Source organism: Luteimonas marina, assembly GCF_007859325.1.
Taxonomy (GTDB): Bacteria; Pseudomonadota; Gammaproteobacteria; order Xanthomonadales; family Xanthomonadaceae; genus Luteimonas; species Luteimonas marina.
Map to the genome: position 1 here is coordinate 482,990 of NZ_VOHK01000003.1, position 15,375 is coordinate 498,364.

A 15,375-nucleotide genomic window follows, 5' to 3' on the forward strand; every position below is an offset into this window, starting at 1 on the left:
ACATGGACCGGCCGCGACGCGATCGCCGCCGGACGACAGGAACCTTGGGGGAGGGGCCATCTGGAATGCCCGCATGCATGTAGGCTCCAGCCTCGTCCTTCTTCGCAATCCTGGCGATGCCGGCGCGCGCACGGGACGCCGACGGTGCGGACCAGGAATCGCAGCAGGCAATGATTGTCGCAACGTGAAGTTTCAGTTCGATGTCTCTTCGTCGCATCGCCCACTCCCGCCAGTCCGCCCAGGAGTTTCCATGACCACCTTCTCTACAACGCGCTGTCGGCGCCTGCCGCGCATGTCCCTTCTGGCCGTCGGCCTGCTCGCCGCCGTCCACGTCCACGCGCAGGATGCCGACACCGCCGCACCGGGTGGCGATCCCACGGATCTCGACAGTATCCTCGTCGTCGGCCAGCGTGCCAGCCGCGTCAGCAACGGTGCGACCAACCTTGACCTCGACATCAAGGAAACCCCGCAGTCGATCAGCGTGATCGGCACCGAGCAGATGGAGCAGTTCGGCGCCGACAGCCTCAACGACGCGCTGCGCCTCGCCACCGGCATCCAGGTCGAGCAGACATCGACCAACTCGACCCGGTTCCTCGCGCGGGGCTTCGAGATCAAGAACACCCAGATCGATGGCGTCGGTCTGCCCAACGGCTGGGGCGTGGTGACCAATGCGATGGACGCCTTCGGTTTCGAGAAGCTGGAGGTGATCCGCGGCGCCAACGGCCTGCTGACTGGCGTGGGCAATGCCGCCGGAACGATCAACTACGTGCGCAAGCGGCCGACCAACGAGGCACAGGGCCAGGTCGGCCTCACGTTCGGCTCGCATAGCCGCGTCCGCGTCGAAGCGGACTACTCGACTCCGTTCACCGAGGACGGTACCTGGGCCGGTCGCGTGGTCGCCGCTCGTGAGGACAGCGGTTCCTACCTGCGCGACTTCGAGAGCGACCGCACCTACCTGTACGGCGTGATCGACGGCCAGATCGGCGAGAACGGCACGCTGGCGTTCGGCTATTCCTGGCAGAAGGCTGACACCAGCGGCAACATGTGGGGCGCGTTGAGCTTCATCGACACCAACGGCAACCAGCTCGAATGGGACCGCAGTGCGTCGACCACCCAGGACTGGACGTACTGGAACTCGACCACCCATGCCGGGTTCGTCGACTACACGCATCGGTTCGGCGACAACTGGCAGGCGAAGGTTTCGTACAACTACCGCCTCTACGACCATGATTCAAAGTTGTTCATGGGGTACTCACTGGCCGGCCTCGACCCGGTTACTCGTGTGGGTCTGTACGGCTGGGCCTACAAGAGTCCGTACGAAACCAAGGCCCACCTAGGCGACGTCACGCTCAACGGCCGCTTCGAACTGTTCGGCCAGGAACAGGAGGCGATGTTCGGCGTCAGCACGGCGCGCAGCGAGGGCACGGACTGGTATCACCCGACTGACACGAGTCCGACCACTCCGCAGTTCGGTCTGCTGCCGGGCTTTCCCTACGCGGGCAACGCGATTCCGGAGCCCACCTGGGGCGACCGCACCGTCTACACCACGTTGAACCAGCGCCTGACCCGCGTGTTCGGCGCGACCCGGCTGGCATTCACCGATCGCTTCAAGACCATCCTCGGCTTCAACTGGGCCGAGTACCAGCGCGACGCCGTCGACAATACTGGCGTGGCCTCCGACGTCACCGACCGAAACCTCGCGCCCTACGCCGGCGTGACCTTCGACTTCAGCGACCGCGTCACGGGCTACGTCAACTACTCGTACATCTACCAGCCGCAGGATGCTGTCGACTACGACCGCAACTACTTCGCCCCGAGCAAGGGCACCAACTACGAAGTCGGCGTCAAGGCCGAGTGGCTGGACCGGCGCCTGCTGACCACGCTGGCCTGGTTCGGCGCTAAACAGGATGGCCTGTCCACCTATGTTGCGACCCGATTCATGGACGGCTATGCCTACGGCTACTACAGGCCCATCGACATCGAATCCCATGGGTTCGAGTTCGAGGCGAGCGGCAAGCTCAGCGACAACACCAGCCTGCTGTTCGGCTACACGCAGCTGTCGATGGATGGCGAGGAAGGCAGCGACACCTACAGCTGGGTGCCGCGCCGGACCGCCAACCTGCTGTTGAGCACGCGCCTGTCGAGTCTTCCGGCGCTGTCGTTCGGCGTCGGTGGCCGCTGGCAGAGCGAAATCTCCAATTTCGAGAGCTATGTCACCAGTGCGCCGGTACGACAGGGCGGCTATACGCTGTTCAACGCGTTCGCGGCCTGGGACATCAGGCCCGACGTCACCGTGCGTGCGAACGTCAACAACATCACCGACAAGAAGTACATCCAGAGTCTGTACTCGGTCAGTTACTACGGCGCGCCCCGGGAGTATGCGCTGAGCGTCGACTGGCGCTTCTGAGAAGCCTTCGCATAGGGCGGGTTTCGACCCGCCATGGGATCTGCCGTTGGCGCAATGGCGGGTCGAGACCCGCCCTATCGCGAGCGATCCTCGTCCGCCCATTTCCTCAGGCGTTCCGGCACGTGGCGCACGAGCGCGGGATGGCGCGCGATCACGCCGTCGATGTCCGCCGCATCGCCATCGCGCACCTGCGCATCGAGGAAGGCAAGGACCAGGTCGCCGATTGCGGTCAGCGCCTCGTCGCCGTCGATCACGCCGACGCGATCTTCCCGCTTCGGACCGTCCAGCAGGGCGACGAGGTCGGTGAATCCCATGTGGCGGATGCCCTGCAGCCTGACGCGCAGCACGTCGCGGTCTTCTCCCGCCGCATCCCATGACTCGTAGGCGAGGTCGTTCGGGCTGAAATCCGCTTCCCGCGGCTGGCCTTCGAGCAGGCCATAGCGCGGCCAGTCGCTCAGCATGAGCAGCAGCGGCCGTTCCACCGGCCCGTCGTACAGGTCCGGATCGAAGTTCTGGCCGTCGAGGTTCACCGCCGCGCGGCAGGCGTCCACCAGCCGGCAGCTCGTGGCCGAGGTGGCGCCGCCGAACGACATGCCGGCGAAGGCAAGGCGATTGCGATCGGCGGCGGCGAGCGCGTCGCGCAGGGCAGGGGGCTCGCCGCCGTTGGCGATGGCGCGGGCGACGGCCAGGGTATCGTCGCGCCACTGCGCGAAGGAACGGCCGATCCGCGTCGCCGCGAGGGCATCCGCGTAGAAGGGCAGCGCTTCGCGGCTCGCGGCGAGGTCGGTCCCCGCGGCCAGCGTGGACAGCGCCTTTGCCAGCCGCGGATCGTCGCCTTCGCTGGCGAGCAGGGTGGCGACGACGCGTCCGTCCTCCAGGCGCTGGTCGGCGGCGTCCCCCGGGTGCGCGATCGACACCACGATGTAGCCGTGGCTCGCCAGACGCGAAGCCAGCGCGCTGTTCTGCTCCGGATACAGGAAGAAGCCGTGGCTGAACACCACCACCGGGAATCCCTGCGGATACCGGGCTGCGGGCGCGTCGGGCTGCACGTCCATGCGCAGCGACGCCATCGCCTGCAGGTCCTCGGGCGCATATCCGAAGTTGCGCGCGATGGCCGGCAGGGTGACGGTTGCGGCCTCGCCTTCGATGTAGGCCGAGCCTTCGGCTGCACTGCGTCCGTCTGCCGGATACCAGACGATGGCAGGCAGCCGCCGCGGCCCGCTTGCCGGGTCGCCGGCATCGAGTCGTCGCGACGGGTCGACGAATTCGGCCCGGGCGACGCCGACGGCGTGCTCGCCATCGGGAGGCGGCAAGATCGGCTCGGACGCCGCCGCGGAGCCGATCCACAGGGCGATGGCGGCGGCGATCGTGGTGACAGTGACAGTACGCGTTCTTGGCGTCCTCACCAACGGTGCGTCGATGCGGGCATTCAGTGGCATGGAGATTCCTCGTGGACGGGCCGTGCCCGATGATCGAAGGGATGATGGCAGGATCGTGCACAAGCCTTGTTTGCGCGAGAGCTGCCGAAGGATGAAGCGCCTCAAAACACCACCCGTCATCCACAACCCGGGCATCGTCATCCCGGCGAAAGCCGGGATCCATTTTGCTTTCCGCTATCGACTTCTTCCAGGCAGAATCAAAAGCAGATGGATTCCGGCTTTCGCCGGAATGACGGCTGAGAGAGCTTGCGGAAATGCAGGCTAGTTCACGAGCGCTCCATCGGACATCTCGTGCGCCTGCGCGTCGCGCTCGCGCGGCAGCTCCGCCAGCACGCCCTGCATCGCCATCGCGCGGACCAGAGTCGGGCTGGAGCCGAACGCCAGCTTGAACGCGCGGGTGAAGCTGCCGGGGCACTCGTAGCCGCATTCGATCGCGATGTCGATCATTGACCTGTCGCTCTTGCTCACCAGCACCATCGCCTTCGACAGCCGGACCTGCTTGTAGACCTGGGCGACGCTGCCGCGGAACAGCACCTGGAAGCCGTACTGCAGCTTCTTGACAGTCATGCCGACCACGGTGGCGAGTTCGGCCACGCTCAGCGGCTCGTCGAGGTTCTCCTCGATGACCTCCCGGGCGAGCCTGACCTTCTCGATGTCCGCCCGCCGCAGCACCGGGCCGTCGGCATCGTTGTGTTCGGCATGCGACTGGATCACGGCGCAGACGATCTCGATCGCCTTGGCGATCAGGTAGAGCCGCTGCAGTTCTCCCTCGTAGGGACACTCGAACGCCTGGGTGGCGGCGATGCTCGCGCCGCTGCGCAGCGGCACGTGGCGCAGGCCGATCGGCGTGCCGTGGAGGATGTAGTCTCGGAAGATCGCCGGCAGCGCCTCGACGTCGAGGCCGAGCACGTCGCGGACGCGGTCGCGGCGCAGGAAGATCGAGACCCAGCGCAGAGGGCGGTTGGGTTCGTACACGGTATGCACGGCATCGCCGCTCGACAGGCCGTAGAAGGTGCAGAACCCGTGTGCGAGCTCTTCGTCGGCGGGCTCGCCGTCGGCGCTGATCGTGCTCCGCCCCTCGATCCAGGCGCAGAACACGAGGTGGTCGTCGTGGCGGTGCGTGCGCGAGAGATGATGCGCGGCGCGGAAATCGACCACCGCGATCGACAGCGCGTCGTTGAGCTGGTGGAACACCCAGCCGCCGTCGCCCACGGATTCGTCGTAGTGGTGGCGGAAGCCGTGCCCGGACACGAGCGGCTCGCGCCAGCCCTCGTCGACCGTCATGCCGCGCCAGCGCGCCGCTTCGGTCGGTTGCCCGGCGCAGCCGAGCATGTCTTCGATGGTGCGATCGTCAAGGTTCATCTGCGCTTACCCCTGTGCCTGCGCGAACCACGGACCTCGTGTCCGCGTCGCGCCCGAGGCCGCGGATCTCCCGCGGCGAAGCATGCCCGCGCCCTGTCCTGCGCGCGGCCCGTGGACCAGGGAGGGGTGGCCTGTGTGCCGCGGGCCGCTTCTGCTAAGTCGCCGCCCTGATCGGCATCACCGTCGCGATGGCCCGGGGCTAGGCTCGAAAAACACACCAGCAACCGCCCGGACCATGACTGCCACATCCTCAGTCCATCCCCTGCATGAAAAGACGGCCGGCGCGCGCTGTCCAGTGGCGGGGCGAGGGCTGCAATCTCCGCTATGTGGCTGTTCTGCAAGAAGATCCATCGGCTCTGGCGCAACAACTCGGCGTGCGGGCGTGCGCAAACGCGCGCGCGGAACGATTCGTCGCATGAATACGCCGGGCAATTTCCCCTGCATGCATCGTTCACCGGCGGTATTGCCCGGGCGGTTGTTGCCCGGCGGCGCACGGGCGACACTTCGCGGCACCACGTTGTCCGGCGCCCCGCATGTCCCACAAGGATCCACTCGATCGGATCGACCTGAAGATCCTGCAGGCCCTGCAGGAGGATGCGCAGATCAAGAACCGCGTGCTGGCCGACCGCGTGGCGCTGTCGCCCAGCGCCTGCCTGCGGAGAGTACGCGACCTGGAGCAGCGCGGCCTGATCACCGGCTATCGCGCCCATGTCGCGATCGACCGGATCCGCACGGCCACCATCGTGATCGCGCAGATTTCCTTCGAGCGGCACTCGGTCGGCAGGTTCGTGGATTTCGACGAGTGGGTCAGGAAGACGCCGGAGGTCGTGGAGTCGATCCGGATCAGCGGCCATTACGACTACATGCTGCGCGTGGTGGTCAGCGACCTGCACGACTGGAAGCGCGTCATGCGCGAGATGACCGACGGCGACTTCGGCGTGGAGAAGATCGTCTCCAGCTTCCTGATGGAGGACATGAAGTCCTTCGAAGGTTATCCGCTGACGCCGGGCGGCAGCCAGGGCTGATCTTCCCTGCGATCGTCGCCAACGGCGGCACGACGCACTCCCCGGAAAGCACGAAGACGTCATCCCCGCGCAGGCGGGGACCCAGCGTCGTTCGCGTCAGGGCGGGCTGGCTGCGGGACTTCCCTGCGGCGCCATCGTTCAAGCCAAAGACACTGGATCCCCGCCTGCGCGGGGATGACGTGGGTGGGTGGCTGCGGCAACCGCATCCATCCGCGGGAGGAAAACCATGAAGACACCTGAAGCGGGTGACGCGATTGCCGCCGCGCCGCGCCGCGGCCCCCTGCACGGGCTCGTCGTACTGGACATCACCCGGGTCGTGGCCGGCCCCTACTGCTCGATGATCCTGGCCGACCTCGGCGCACGCGTGATCAAGATCGAGCATCCCGACGATCCCGACTACGTCCGCGGCTTCCCGCCCTTCGTCGGCGAAGGCGACGATCGCTTCAGCGCCTTCTTCGCGCAGTACAACCGGCACAAGGAAGGCATCACCCTCAACCTCAAGCACGAGGCCGGCCGCGAACTGCTCAAGCAGCTGGTGGCGCGCGCCGACGTGCTGGTCGAGAACTTCCGCCCCGGGACGATGGAGCGCTTCGGCGTCGGTTACGACACCTTGCGCGCCGTGAATCCGAAGCTGGTCTATGCCGCGATCAGCGGCTTCGGCCAGACCGGCCCGAATGCGCTCAGGCCGGGCTTCGACAACAGCGGCCAGGCCACCGGCGGACTGTGGTCGATGAACGGATACCCCGATCGTACCCCGGTGCGCGTGGGCACGATCATCGGCGACGTGTCCGCGACGCTGTTCGCCGCGATCGGCGTGCTCGCCGCGGTGCGCGAGGCGGAGCGGACAGGGCAGGGGCAGATGGTCGACGTGTCCCAGCAGGACGCGGTGCTGGCGCTGACCGAGAACGCGGTCGTCAAGTACACCGTCGACGGCGAGATCGCCGGCCCGCTCGGCAACGACCATCCCTTCGTGCGGCCCTACGGGCAGTTCCCCTGCCGCGATGGCCACGTGTTCTTCGGCGGCTACAACGACAAGCTGTGGGCGCTGTCGTGCCGCAAGTTCGGCACGCCGGATCTGGTCTCCGACCCGGAGATCGACACCATGGCCAAGCGCTTCGACCCGGAGGTCTATGCGCGCCGCGTCAAGCCGGTCGTGGAGAACTGGTTCCGCGAGCGCAGCAAGGCCGAACTGGAAGCCATGGCGGGCGACGACATCCCGCTGTGCGCGGTGAAGAACATCCGGGAAGTGGTCGAGGACCCGCACATCGCCGCGCGCGAAATGATCGTGGACGTCGACTATCCGCAGGGGCGGATCGGCATGTTCGGCACGCCGATCAAGCTCTCGCGCACGCAGGCGCAGGCCAGCGGCCGGGCGCCGAATGTAGGCCAGCACAACGCCGAGGTCTATGCGGACCTGCTGGGCATCGACGCCGAGTCACTGCAGCGGCTGAAATCATCGGGAGTGGTGTGATGGGAATTGCCTACGAGGTGTCCGACGGCATCGCGATGGTCCGCTTCGACCGTCCGGACAAGCTCAATGCGCTGACCCTAGCGATGTACCGCGAGCTTGGGGACGCGTTCATCGCCGCGCGCGAGGACAGCCGCGTGCGCGTGGTGATCCTGACCGCCAGCGGGCAGCGCGCGTTCTGCGTGGGCGCCGACCTGGGCGAGTCGATCCCGGCGCTGATGGAAGACCGGTTCGACATCTCGCAGTGGGACGACGCACACCTGAAGAACCTGCGGCTCTACAAGCCGGTGCTGTGCGCGATCAACGGCCTGTGCCTTGGCGGCGGCTTCGAGATCATGCTGGGCACCGACATCCGGATCGCGGCCGAGCACGCCAAGTTTGCGCTGCCCGAGCCCTCGCTCGGCATCGTGCCGGCCGGCGGCACGCTCGTCCGCCTGGTCCGGCAGATTCCCTACGCGCACGCCATGGAGCTGCTGCTCACCGCGAACGGCTTCAGCGCGCAGGACCTGCTCGCCAAGGGCCTGATCAACCGCGTCGTGCCGGCGGCGGAGCTGATGCCGCAGACGCTGGCGCTCGCCGAACGGATCAAGGCGCTCAGCCCCACCGCGCTGGCCGTGGTCAAGGAGTCGGTGCAGCGCCTGGTCCACCTGCCGGAAGCCGAAGCCTTCGCCGAGGAAGCCAGGCTTGGCCAGCGCGCCTTCACCAGTGCCGACGCGCGACTCGGCCTGGCGGCCTTCGCAAAGAAGCAGACCCCCGTTTTCGACTGACACCTCCCCAATCCATCCAGTTAGCACGCTGCAGGAGCGGCTTCAGCCGCGACCTTACGTTCGACGAAGCCGCAAAAGCCATCGTGCCTGAAGGGACCTTCCAAAAAACTGTCATTTCGAGCGTAGCGAGAAATCCAAGCGTTTGAAAAGCAAGATTTCTCACTGCGATCGAAATGACAAATCCGGTATTTTCAGAAGTGCCCTGAATGCGCTCTTGCAGGTTTTCGCGCCGGAACAACCTTTCGTATCCCCCCATCTCCCAGGAACCACCATGAACGCCTCCAGCCGCATCCCGGGTTTCTACAAGCTCGACCCGGAAAGCCGTTTCCGTAGGATCGTCGAAGCCAGCGGACTGCCGGCCGAACAACTGCTGCCGCTGCGGCAGACGGACGCCGGCATGGCCGCGATCGCCGACCGCATGATCGAGAACGCGGTGGGCACGATCGCGATCCCGCTGGGCATCGCCGCCAACTTCCTCGTCAACGGCGCCGACTACCTGGTGCCGATGGCCACCGAGGAGCCCTCGGTGGTCGCGGCCGCGAGCAACGCCGCGCTGATCGCCCGCGAGCGCGGCGGCTTCCGCACCTCGGGCAACGCGCCGGTGATGATCGCGCAGGTGCAGATCCTCGACGTGGCCGATCCCCACGGCGCGCGCCTGCGCCTGCTGGAGGCCGGCGACGAGCTCATCGCGCTGGCGAACGAGCAGGACCCACTGCTGGTCAAGCTCGGCGGCGGCGCCCGCGCCATCGAGGTGAGACTTGTGGACTCGGGCGATTTCCGCTGCGTGGTCCTGCACCTGCAGGTTGACGTCCGCGACGCGATGGGCGCGAACGCGGTCAATACCATGGCCGAGGCGCTGGCGCCGCGGATCGCCGCGATCGCGCGCGGCCGGGTGCTGCTGCGGATCCTGTCCAACAAGGCCGACCTGCGCCTGGTACGCGCGCGTGCGGTGTTCGACGCGGAGAAGCTCGGCGGTCCGGATGTCGTCGACGGCATCGTCAATGCCTATCGCTTCGCCGCCGCCGATCCGTACCGCGCCGCCACGCACAACAAGGGCATCATGAACGGCATCTCCGCCGTCGTGCTCGCGACGGGCAACGATACCCGCGCGATCGAGGCCGGTGCGCACTGCCATGCCTGCCGCGACGGGCGCTATACCTCGCTGTCGCACTTCGAGAAGGACGCCGACGGGCATCTGGTCGGCACGCTCGAACTGCCGCTCGCGCTGGGCCTGATCGGCGGCGCGACCAAGACCCATCCGACGGCGCAGGCGGCGGTGAAGCTCCTTGGCGTCGAAAGCGCCGTGCAGCTGGCCGAGATCACCGCGGCCGTGGGGCTGGCGCAGAACACGGCCGCGCTGCGCGCGCTGGCGACCGAGGGCATCCAGCGCGGCCACATGTCGCTGCATGCGCGCAACGTGGCCGCCGCCGCGGGCGCAGTCGAAGGCGAGATAGGCGCGCTGGTGGAACGACTGGTGGCCGACGGCCACGTGCGGCTGGACCGCGCGCAGCAGATCCTCGCCGAGCTCAGGGGCGAAGCGGAAGCGCCTGCGGACTGACGCCCGTGGCGGTCGCGGAGTTTGAATGGGACGGAGGCAACCGGTGACGCGGGCTTCGTCGCCAGCCCGGCGGCGAGGCCGCGCGGGCGCGGCGCCCGCCGGACCTCATCGGTCCGCGTCAAGCCCGCGCATCGGGCCGGCGATCGCGCGATTGCCCGTGCCGGACAGGCGGTCAGGCTTCGCGCAGCGGCAGGTTGCGCTTGGCCCACAGGTTCAGGCATTCGACCAGCGCGGAGAACCCCATCGCCCCGTAGATGTAGCCGCGCGGAACGTGCACGTCGAGGCCTTCCAGCACGAGGTAGGCGCCGATCAGCAGGATGAAGGCCAGCGCCATCATCTTGATCGTCGGGTTGCTGTCGATGAACTGGCCCAGGGGGCGCGCCGCCAGCAGCATCACCGAGACCGCCACCAAGATCGCGACCACCATCACCGGCACGTAGTCGCCGGCCATGCCGACCGCCGCGATCACCGAATCGAGCGAGAACACGATGTCGATGATCGCGATCTGCGTGATCACGCCCGCGAACGACGCCATCGGTCTGGTGCCGACGCCCTCGGACTCGGGTTCGGGTTCGCCGGCGACCAGGTCGCGGATCTCCATCGCGCCCTTCACCAGCAGGAACAGGCCGCCCAGGATCAGCACCAGGTCGCGCACCGAAATGCCCTGGCCGAGCAGGGTGAACAGCTCCGACGTCAGGCCGGCAAGCCAGGCCAGGGTCAGCAGCAGCGCGATGCGGGTGATGCAGGCGACGGCGATGCCGAACTTGCGCGCGAACTCGCGGCGCTCCGCCGGCAGCTTGCTGACCGCGATCGAGATGAACACCAGGTTGTCGATGCCCAGCACGATCTCGATCGTGCTCAACGTCAGCAGCAGGATCCAGACCTGCGGGTCGAGCCACAGGTCCATCATCGGGAACGTTTTCCCGACGGGCCTGCATTCACAGCGGGCAGCCTGCCCGCGCCGGCTTCATGGACACCGGCGAGGATGGGCATCATCGCCAGGCGATCCGGCACGGGGGACAGTCGACGGACCAATGGATGGAGTACCTGGGACATGTTCACGGAAGGAAGGAAGCGGAGATCGATGATCCGGCGCCGGGCGCGAGTCGCTTCGTGCAGGGCTGCATTGCCGTTCTCCATCCCGGCCACCGACTGCTGCGATTGCCGTAACCGCGTGGCGCCGCATCCCGTCCCCGGGGTTTGCGGGAGCGGACGCGATGTCGCGTACGAGCCGCGACACCATAGTCGCCCAAGTTGTCATGAAGCTGACATTCCTCGGCGCGTCCGTCCCGCAGTCGATGTCCCGCCTGCTTCCGGCACAGAGGGCGATCGTCATCCCCGCGAAGGCGGGGATCCAGGGTCTTTGGCCTTCAATGATGGAACGGCCCGGAGATTCCGCGGCCGGTTGGCGCTGCTACGAAAGACGCTGGATCCCCGCCTTCGCAGGAATGACGGATTCATATTTTACGGAGCGGTGGTTCCGTCAGTTCCCGAAACGCGCCTGCTTCACCTTGCGCTGCAGGACTTCGCCGGTCCGGCGGTCGATCACCAGTTCGACCTTCCGCTGCTGCGCGTCGCGCCCTTCCACTTCCGCCAGTCGATCTTCCAGTTCGATTTCGGTGATTACGGAGACGCCCTCCGCGATGGCACGGCGCTCCACGTCGCCTGCACTCATGTAGGCGTTGTTCGTCGCGGGGGTTCGGCCCGTCTGCTGTGCAAAGACGGCCATGGAGGAAATCACCAGCCCGGCGCCCATGAGCAGGGTGATGCCGGAAGTCTTGACTCGTTCGGTTCTCATGTTCGATGTCCTGTATGAAGTTGATTGCCTGTATCGGCAATCGTGTTCTACAGGGGGCTCGCTGACATGCACGGGAGGCCTGGCGTCAGCAGTGCGTCAGTTTCCCCGGAACGTGCACTCGTGATGGGGCGCCAGGCTTGCTTCCGCGAATGCGGGAGGGGCATTCCGTGACCCAGTCTGACGCCAGGCTGACGGGATGCGTGCCGCGATTGTCAGGGGCGACCTGCTACAAGCCGTATCGGGCCATCCCGCCTGAAAGGTCCGGGCAGCCCGGGCCTTCCTGGCCTGCTTCCGGCGTTGCACAAAGCGCGTCGAATGCCGGGATCGGAGAAGGCAGGGGGCTGTAGGCACGGCTTTGAATCCGACCGCCAGCCAAGTTTGCGCCGTAACCGGAACACTGAACAGGATGCGCCGACATGAATGATGCAAACGAAAACCCGGGTTTCAATCGTTGGTCGATCCGCCTTCATTGGCTGATGCTTGCCTTGTTCGTTGCGGTTTACGCCTTCATCGAGCTGCGGGTGCTGTTCGAGAAGGGAAGCGATGCCCGCGAGACGATGAAGAGCCTGCATTTCATGTTCGGCCTGCTCGTATTCGCGCTGGTGTGGCTGCGCCTGTTCCTTCGGCTGCGGTACGCCGCACCTCCGATCGTGCCGACGCCGCCTGCATGGCAGCGGCTGGTCTCCCGTGCAGTGCACGTGGTGCTCTACGCCTTCATGATCGGAATGCCGTTGGCCGGCTGGGTGGTCCTCAGTGCGGCCGGAAAGCCCATCCCGTTCTTCGGCCTGCACCTGCCTGCGCTGACAGGCCAGGACAAGGCGCTTGCGGGATCCATCGTGGAAATCCACGAGGCAGTGGGCACCGCCGGCTACTGGATCATCGGCTTGCACGCCCTGGCGGCGATCATCCATCACTACGTCTGGAAGGACAACACGCTGCTGCGCATGCTGCCGACACGCAGGTGAGGTGAGCGGCGACGCCAATGCCGTCGGCGCCGGATTCCGATCGCCGCGGGCGCGTGGGAACGGATGGCTCAGGCCGTCCCGCGGATCGTTGGCCAGTCGAGCTGGACGCGCAGCCCGCCGAGTGCGGATTTCCCCAGGGTCAGCGTGCCCTGCGTCGCCTCGATGATGTCGCGGGCGATCGACAGGCCGAGCCCATGGTTGCCGCTGCCCGCTTCGTCGAGCCGTCCGCCGCGCTGCAGCGCTTCCTCGACGCTGATGTTCAGGCCGGGACCATCGTCTTCCACCACGAGCCCGACCCCCTCCGGAGCGGCGTGCCCGCGAACGGACACCTGGCGCCTTGCGAAGCGGGTCGCGTTCTCGATCAGCGCGCCCAGCACCTCCATGAGGTCGTCGCCCGCAATGGGGAGCCTGACGCCTTCCTCGATGTCCACGTCGTAGACCAGGCCGGCGCCGCGTTCGGTTCGCTGGAGTACCGAGACGATCCGGTCGGCGACTTCGACGGGATCCGCCTCGGACGTGCCGATCTGGTCGCGAATGGCGGCGGCGCGGGAGCGGGCAAGCTCCGCCTCGAGCGCCGCGCCGGCAGAGGACAGCACGCGGTCCAGGTCGTCGGCCAGCGCCGGCTGCGGTGCGGCCCTGACGCGCCGGCTCAGCGCGCCCAGCGCGGCAAGCGGCGTCTTCAGGGAGTGCGCGAGGTCGGCGGCGCGCCGCCGCGCCCGCACCACGTCGCGCTCGCGCGCCTCGGCCAGGCGGTTGATGGCGGAGGTCAGCGGCATGACCTCGCTCGGATAGCGCCCGTCCAGGCGCTCGGTCGGGCTGCGCCGCATCCGTTCGAGTTCGTTGCGCAGCCTGCGCAGCGGCTTCAGGCCGAGATGGATCTGCACCCAGGAGGCGGCCATGAGCATCAGCCACAGGGCCACGAGGAACAGTCCCAGTTCGCGGCGGAACTGGTTCCGGGCGATGCGCAGGTCGGCGATGTTCTGCGCCAGCTGCACGCGGATGGGGCGGTCGACGCCTTCCAGGCTGACGCTGCGTTCGAGCAGCATGATCCGCTGGTTGAAGGGGCCATCGTCCTCGCGCGCGCGCCATTTGTCGGTGTCGGCGTCGACCGGATCCGGCAGCGATTCATCCCAGAGCGAAAGCGAGCGCGAAGCCCCGGCCATCGACGTCAACTGCCAGTAGCGGCCACCGGCAGGCGTGTCGTACCTCGGGTCGGACACGTTGGCGCCGGACTGCGGCAGTCCCGCTTCATCGACGTGGAGGCTGGCGACGATGCGCAGCGCTTCGCGCTGCAGGTCTTCGGCCACGCGGCGTTCGATATGACGGGAAAACAGCAGGCTCATGGCCAGCAGCGCAAGCGTCAGCGTCACCAGCATGGTGGCCGCCGCGCCCAGCATCAGGCGCCATCGCAGGGAGCCGGAGCTCATGGGCCGCCGGACGGAGGCTCACCGCCGATCTGGTAGCCGAAGCCGCGCCGGGTGACGATGATGTCGGCGCCGAGCTTGCGCCGCAGGCGCAGCACCAGCGCCTCTATGGCGTTGGTGTCGCCCGATTCGCTGGTGCCGTAGAGATGGTCGGCCAGTTCCCCCGCCGAGACGGCGCGGTCGGCATGGTGGGCCAGGTAGTCGAAGAAGCGGAACTCCAGCGCGGAGAGCTGCACCGGTTTGCCGTCCAGCGTCGCGCTCATGCGGCGCGTGTCCAGCACCAGTCGGCCGCACTCCAGCAGCGGAGAGGCGCGTCCCGCCGCGCGCCGGACCAGCGCGCGCGCGCGGGTGACCAGTTCGCCGATCTTGAATGGCTTGGACAGGTAATCGTCCGCGCCGGCTTCGATGCCCTCGACCTTCTCCGTCCAGTCGCCGCGCGCGGACAGGATCAGGATCGGGAAATTGCGCTCGGCCATGCGCCAGCGGCGCAGCACGGACAGGCCGTCCATGCCGGGCAGGCCCAGGTCGAGGACGCACAGGTCGTAGTCTTCGGTATCGCCGAGGAACCAGGCCTTGCGGCCATCGTCCGCGCAGTCGACGACGAACCCGTTGGCGGCCAGCGCCGAGGCGACGTCGGCGCTGACATCCGGATCATCTTCGACGAGGAGGGCGCGCACTATTTGTCCTTGATCTTGATGACCTCGCCGGTTCGGGCATCGAGCTTGATTTCCCGGATGCGCCCGGACGGCGTCAGCACCTCGATCTCGTACTGCGGACCGGCCTTGTACTCGATCTCGATGATGTCGCCCGGCACCAGCGACGTGGCGATGGCCATGATACGTGCCAATGGCAGGATTTCGCCCCGCTGCAGCGCGGCGAGCGCGGCCTCCTGGGCCGCCTTCTTGGCGCGTTTTTCCTCGGCCTTGCGATCCTTGTCCTTGCCCTGCGACGGCACGGGCGCGGCGGCGCCGGTCACGAGGAAGACCGCGATCAGGAGGGGGAGGAGTGCGCGCATGCTGGAAGCATTCCATTCCGTTGCTGACGCCAGACTGACGCCCCCGTTCGGGGCGATGTCAGCAACGGGGCGTAAACATTGAGTCGACCAACAGCCTCCCACCGGGGCGGCCATGGACGCAAGCACACGCACACCTCCCCTGTCGCG

At 67.2% G+C, this 15,375-nt stretch carries 13 protein-coding genes; 6 read left to right on the forward strand and 7 right to left on the reverse strand.

The features are described 5' to 3' along the window. Positions 1–292: 292 nt before the first annotated feature. Complete coding sequence (locus FQY83_RS08845; protein ID WP_146387169.1) at positions 293–2,407, forward strand: TonB-dependent siderophore receptor; 2,115 nt, start codon at positions 293–295, stop codon at positions 2,405–2,407. 74 nt (positions 2,408–2,481) lie between these two features. Here FQY83_RS08845 and FQY83_RS08850 read toward each other — a convergent pair whose 3' ends face one another. Then, entirely contained in the window at positions 2,482–3,846 is a 1,365-nt protein-coding gene (locus tag FQY83_RS08850; RefSeq protein WP_158636470.1) for an alpha/beta hydrolase, read from the reverse strand. Positions 3,847–4,107: 261 nt separating this feature from the next. Further along, entirely contained in the window at positions 4,108–5,208 is a 1,101-nt protein-coding gene (locus FQY83_RS08855) for a helix-turn-helix transcriptional regulator (RefSeq protein ID WP_146387173.1), read from the reverse strand. A 533-nt stretch (positions 5,209–5,741) separates the two neighbouring features. On the opposite strand from FQY83_RS08855, the gene FQY83_RS08860 reads away from it, so the two are divergent. The 4 genes from FQY83_RS08860 (at position 5,742) to FQY83_RS08875 (ending at position 10,026) form a co-directional block, all read left to right on the forward strand. After that, positions 5,742–6,233, forward strand: a complete 492-nt coding sequence (locus FQY83_RS08860) for an Lrp/AsnC family transcriptional regulator (protein ID WP_146387175.1) — start codon at positions 5,742–5,744, stop codon at positions 6,231–6,233. Between the two features lie 226 nt (positions 6,234–6,459). Next, entirely contained in the window at positions 6,460–7,704 is a 1,245-nt protein-coding gene (locus tag FQY83_RS08865) for a CaiB/BaiF CoA transferase family protein (protein WP_146387177.1), read from the forward strand. After that, positions 7,704–8,468, forward strand: a complete 765-nt coding sequence (locus tag FQY83_RS08870; RefSeq protein ID WP_146387179.1) for an enoyl-CoA hydratase/isomerase family protein — start codon at positions 7,704–7,706, stop codon at positions 8,466–8,468. Before FQY83_RS08865 ends, FQY83_RS08870 begins: the two co-directional genes overlap by 1 nt. Before the next feature lie 271 nt (positions 8,469–8,739). Further along, a complete protein-coding gene (locus tag FQY83_RS08875; RefSeq protein WP_146387188.1) occupies positions 8,740–10,026 on the forward strand; it encodes a hydroxymethylglutaryl-CoA reductase, degradative in 1,287 nt (428 codons plus the stop codon). A 172-nt stretch (positions 10,027–10,198) separates the two neighbouring features. Here FQY83_RS08875 and FQY83_RS08880 read toward each other — a convergent pair whose 3' ends face one another. Both FQY83_RS08880 and FQY83_RS08885 read right to left on the reverse strand, forming a co-directional pair. Beyond that, a complete protein-coding gene (locus tag FQY83_RS08880; RefSeq protein WP_146387190.1) occupies positions 10,199–10,936 on the reverse strand; it encodes a TerC family protein in 738 nt (245 codons plus the stop codon). A 573-nt stretch (positions 10,937–11,509) separates the two neighbouring features. After that, entirely contained in the window at positions 11,510–11,824 is a 315-nt protein-coding gene (locus FQY83_RS08885) for a PepSY domain-containing protein (RefSeq protein WP_146387193.1), read from the reverse strand. Between the two features lie 416 nt (positions 11,825–12,240). Here FQY83_RS08885 and FQY83_RS08890 point away from each other — a divergent pair, with 416 nt between their 5' ends. Next, on the forward strand, positions 12,241–12,789 hold the full coding sequence (locus FQY83_RS08890; protein WP_146387195.1) for a cytochrome b: 549 nt from the start codon (positions 12,241–12,243) through the stop codon (positions 12,787–12,789). A gap of 68 nt (positions 12,790–12,857) precedes the next feature. On the opposite strand, the gene FQY83_RS08895 is transcribed toward FQY83_RS08890, so the two are convergent. Genes FQY83_RS08895 through FQY83_RS17580 form a run of 3 tightly spaced genes read right to left on the reverse strand, consistent with a single transcriptional unit; the run spans position 12,858 to position 15,228 of the window. Beyond that, positions 12,858–14,216, reverse strand: coding sequence for a sensor histidine kinase (locus FQY83_RS08895; protein ID WP_146387196.1), 1,359 nt, complete (start codon positions 14,214–14,216; stop codon positions 12,858–12,860). Further along, positions 14,213–14,890, reverse strand: coding sequence for a response regulator transcription factor (locus tag FQY83_RS08900; protein ID WP_146387199.1), 678 nt, complete (start codon positions 14,888–14,890; stop codon positions 14,213–14,215). Before FQY83_RS08900 ends, FQY83_RS08895 begins: the two co-directional genes overlap by 4 nt. Continuing rightward, positions 14,890–15,228, reverse strand: coding sequence for a PepSY domain-containing protein (locus FQY83_RS17580; protein ID WP_158636471.1), 339 nt, complete (start codon positions 15,226–15,228; stop codon positions 14,890–14,892). The genes FQY83_RS08900 and FQY83_RS17580 overlap by 1 nt, the downstream gene beginning before the upstream one ends. Between the last annotated feature and the right edge of the window lie 147 nt (positions 15,229–15,375).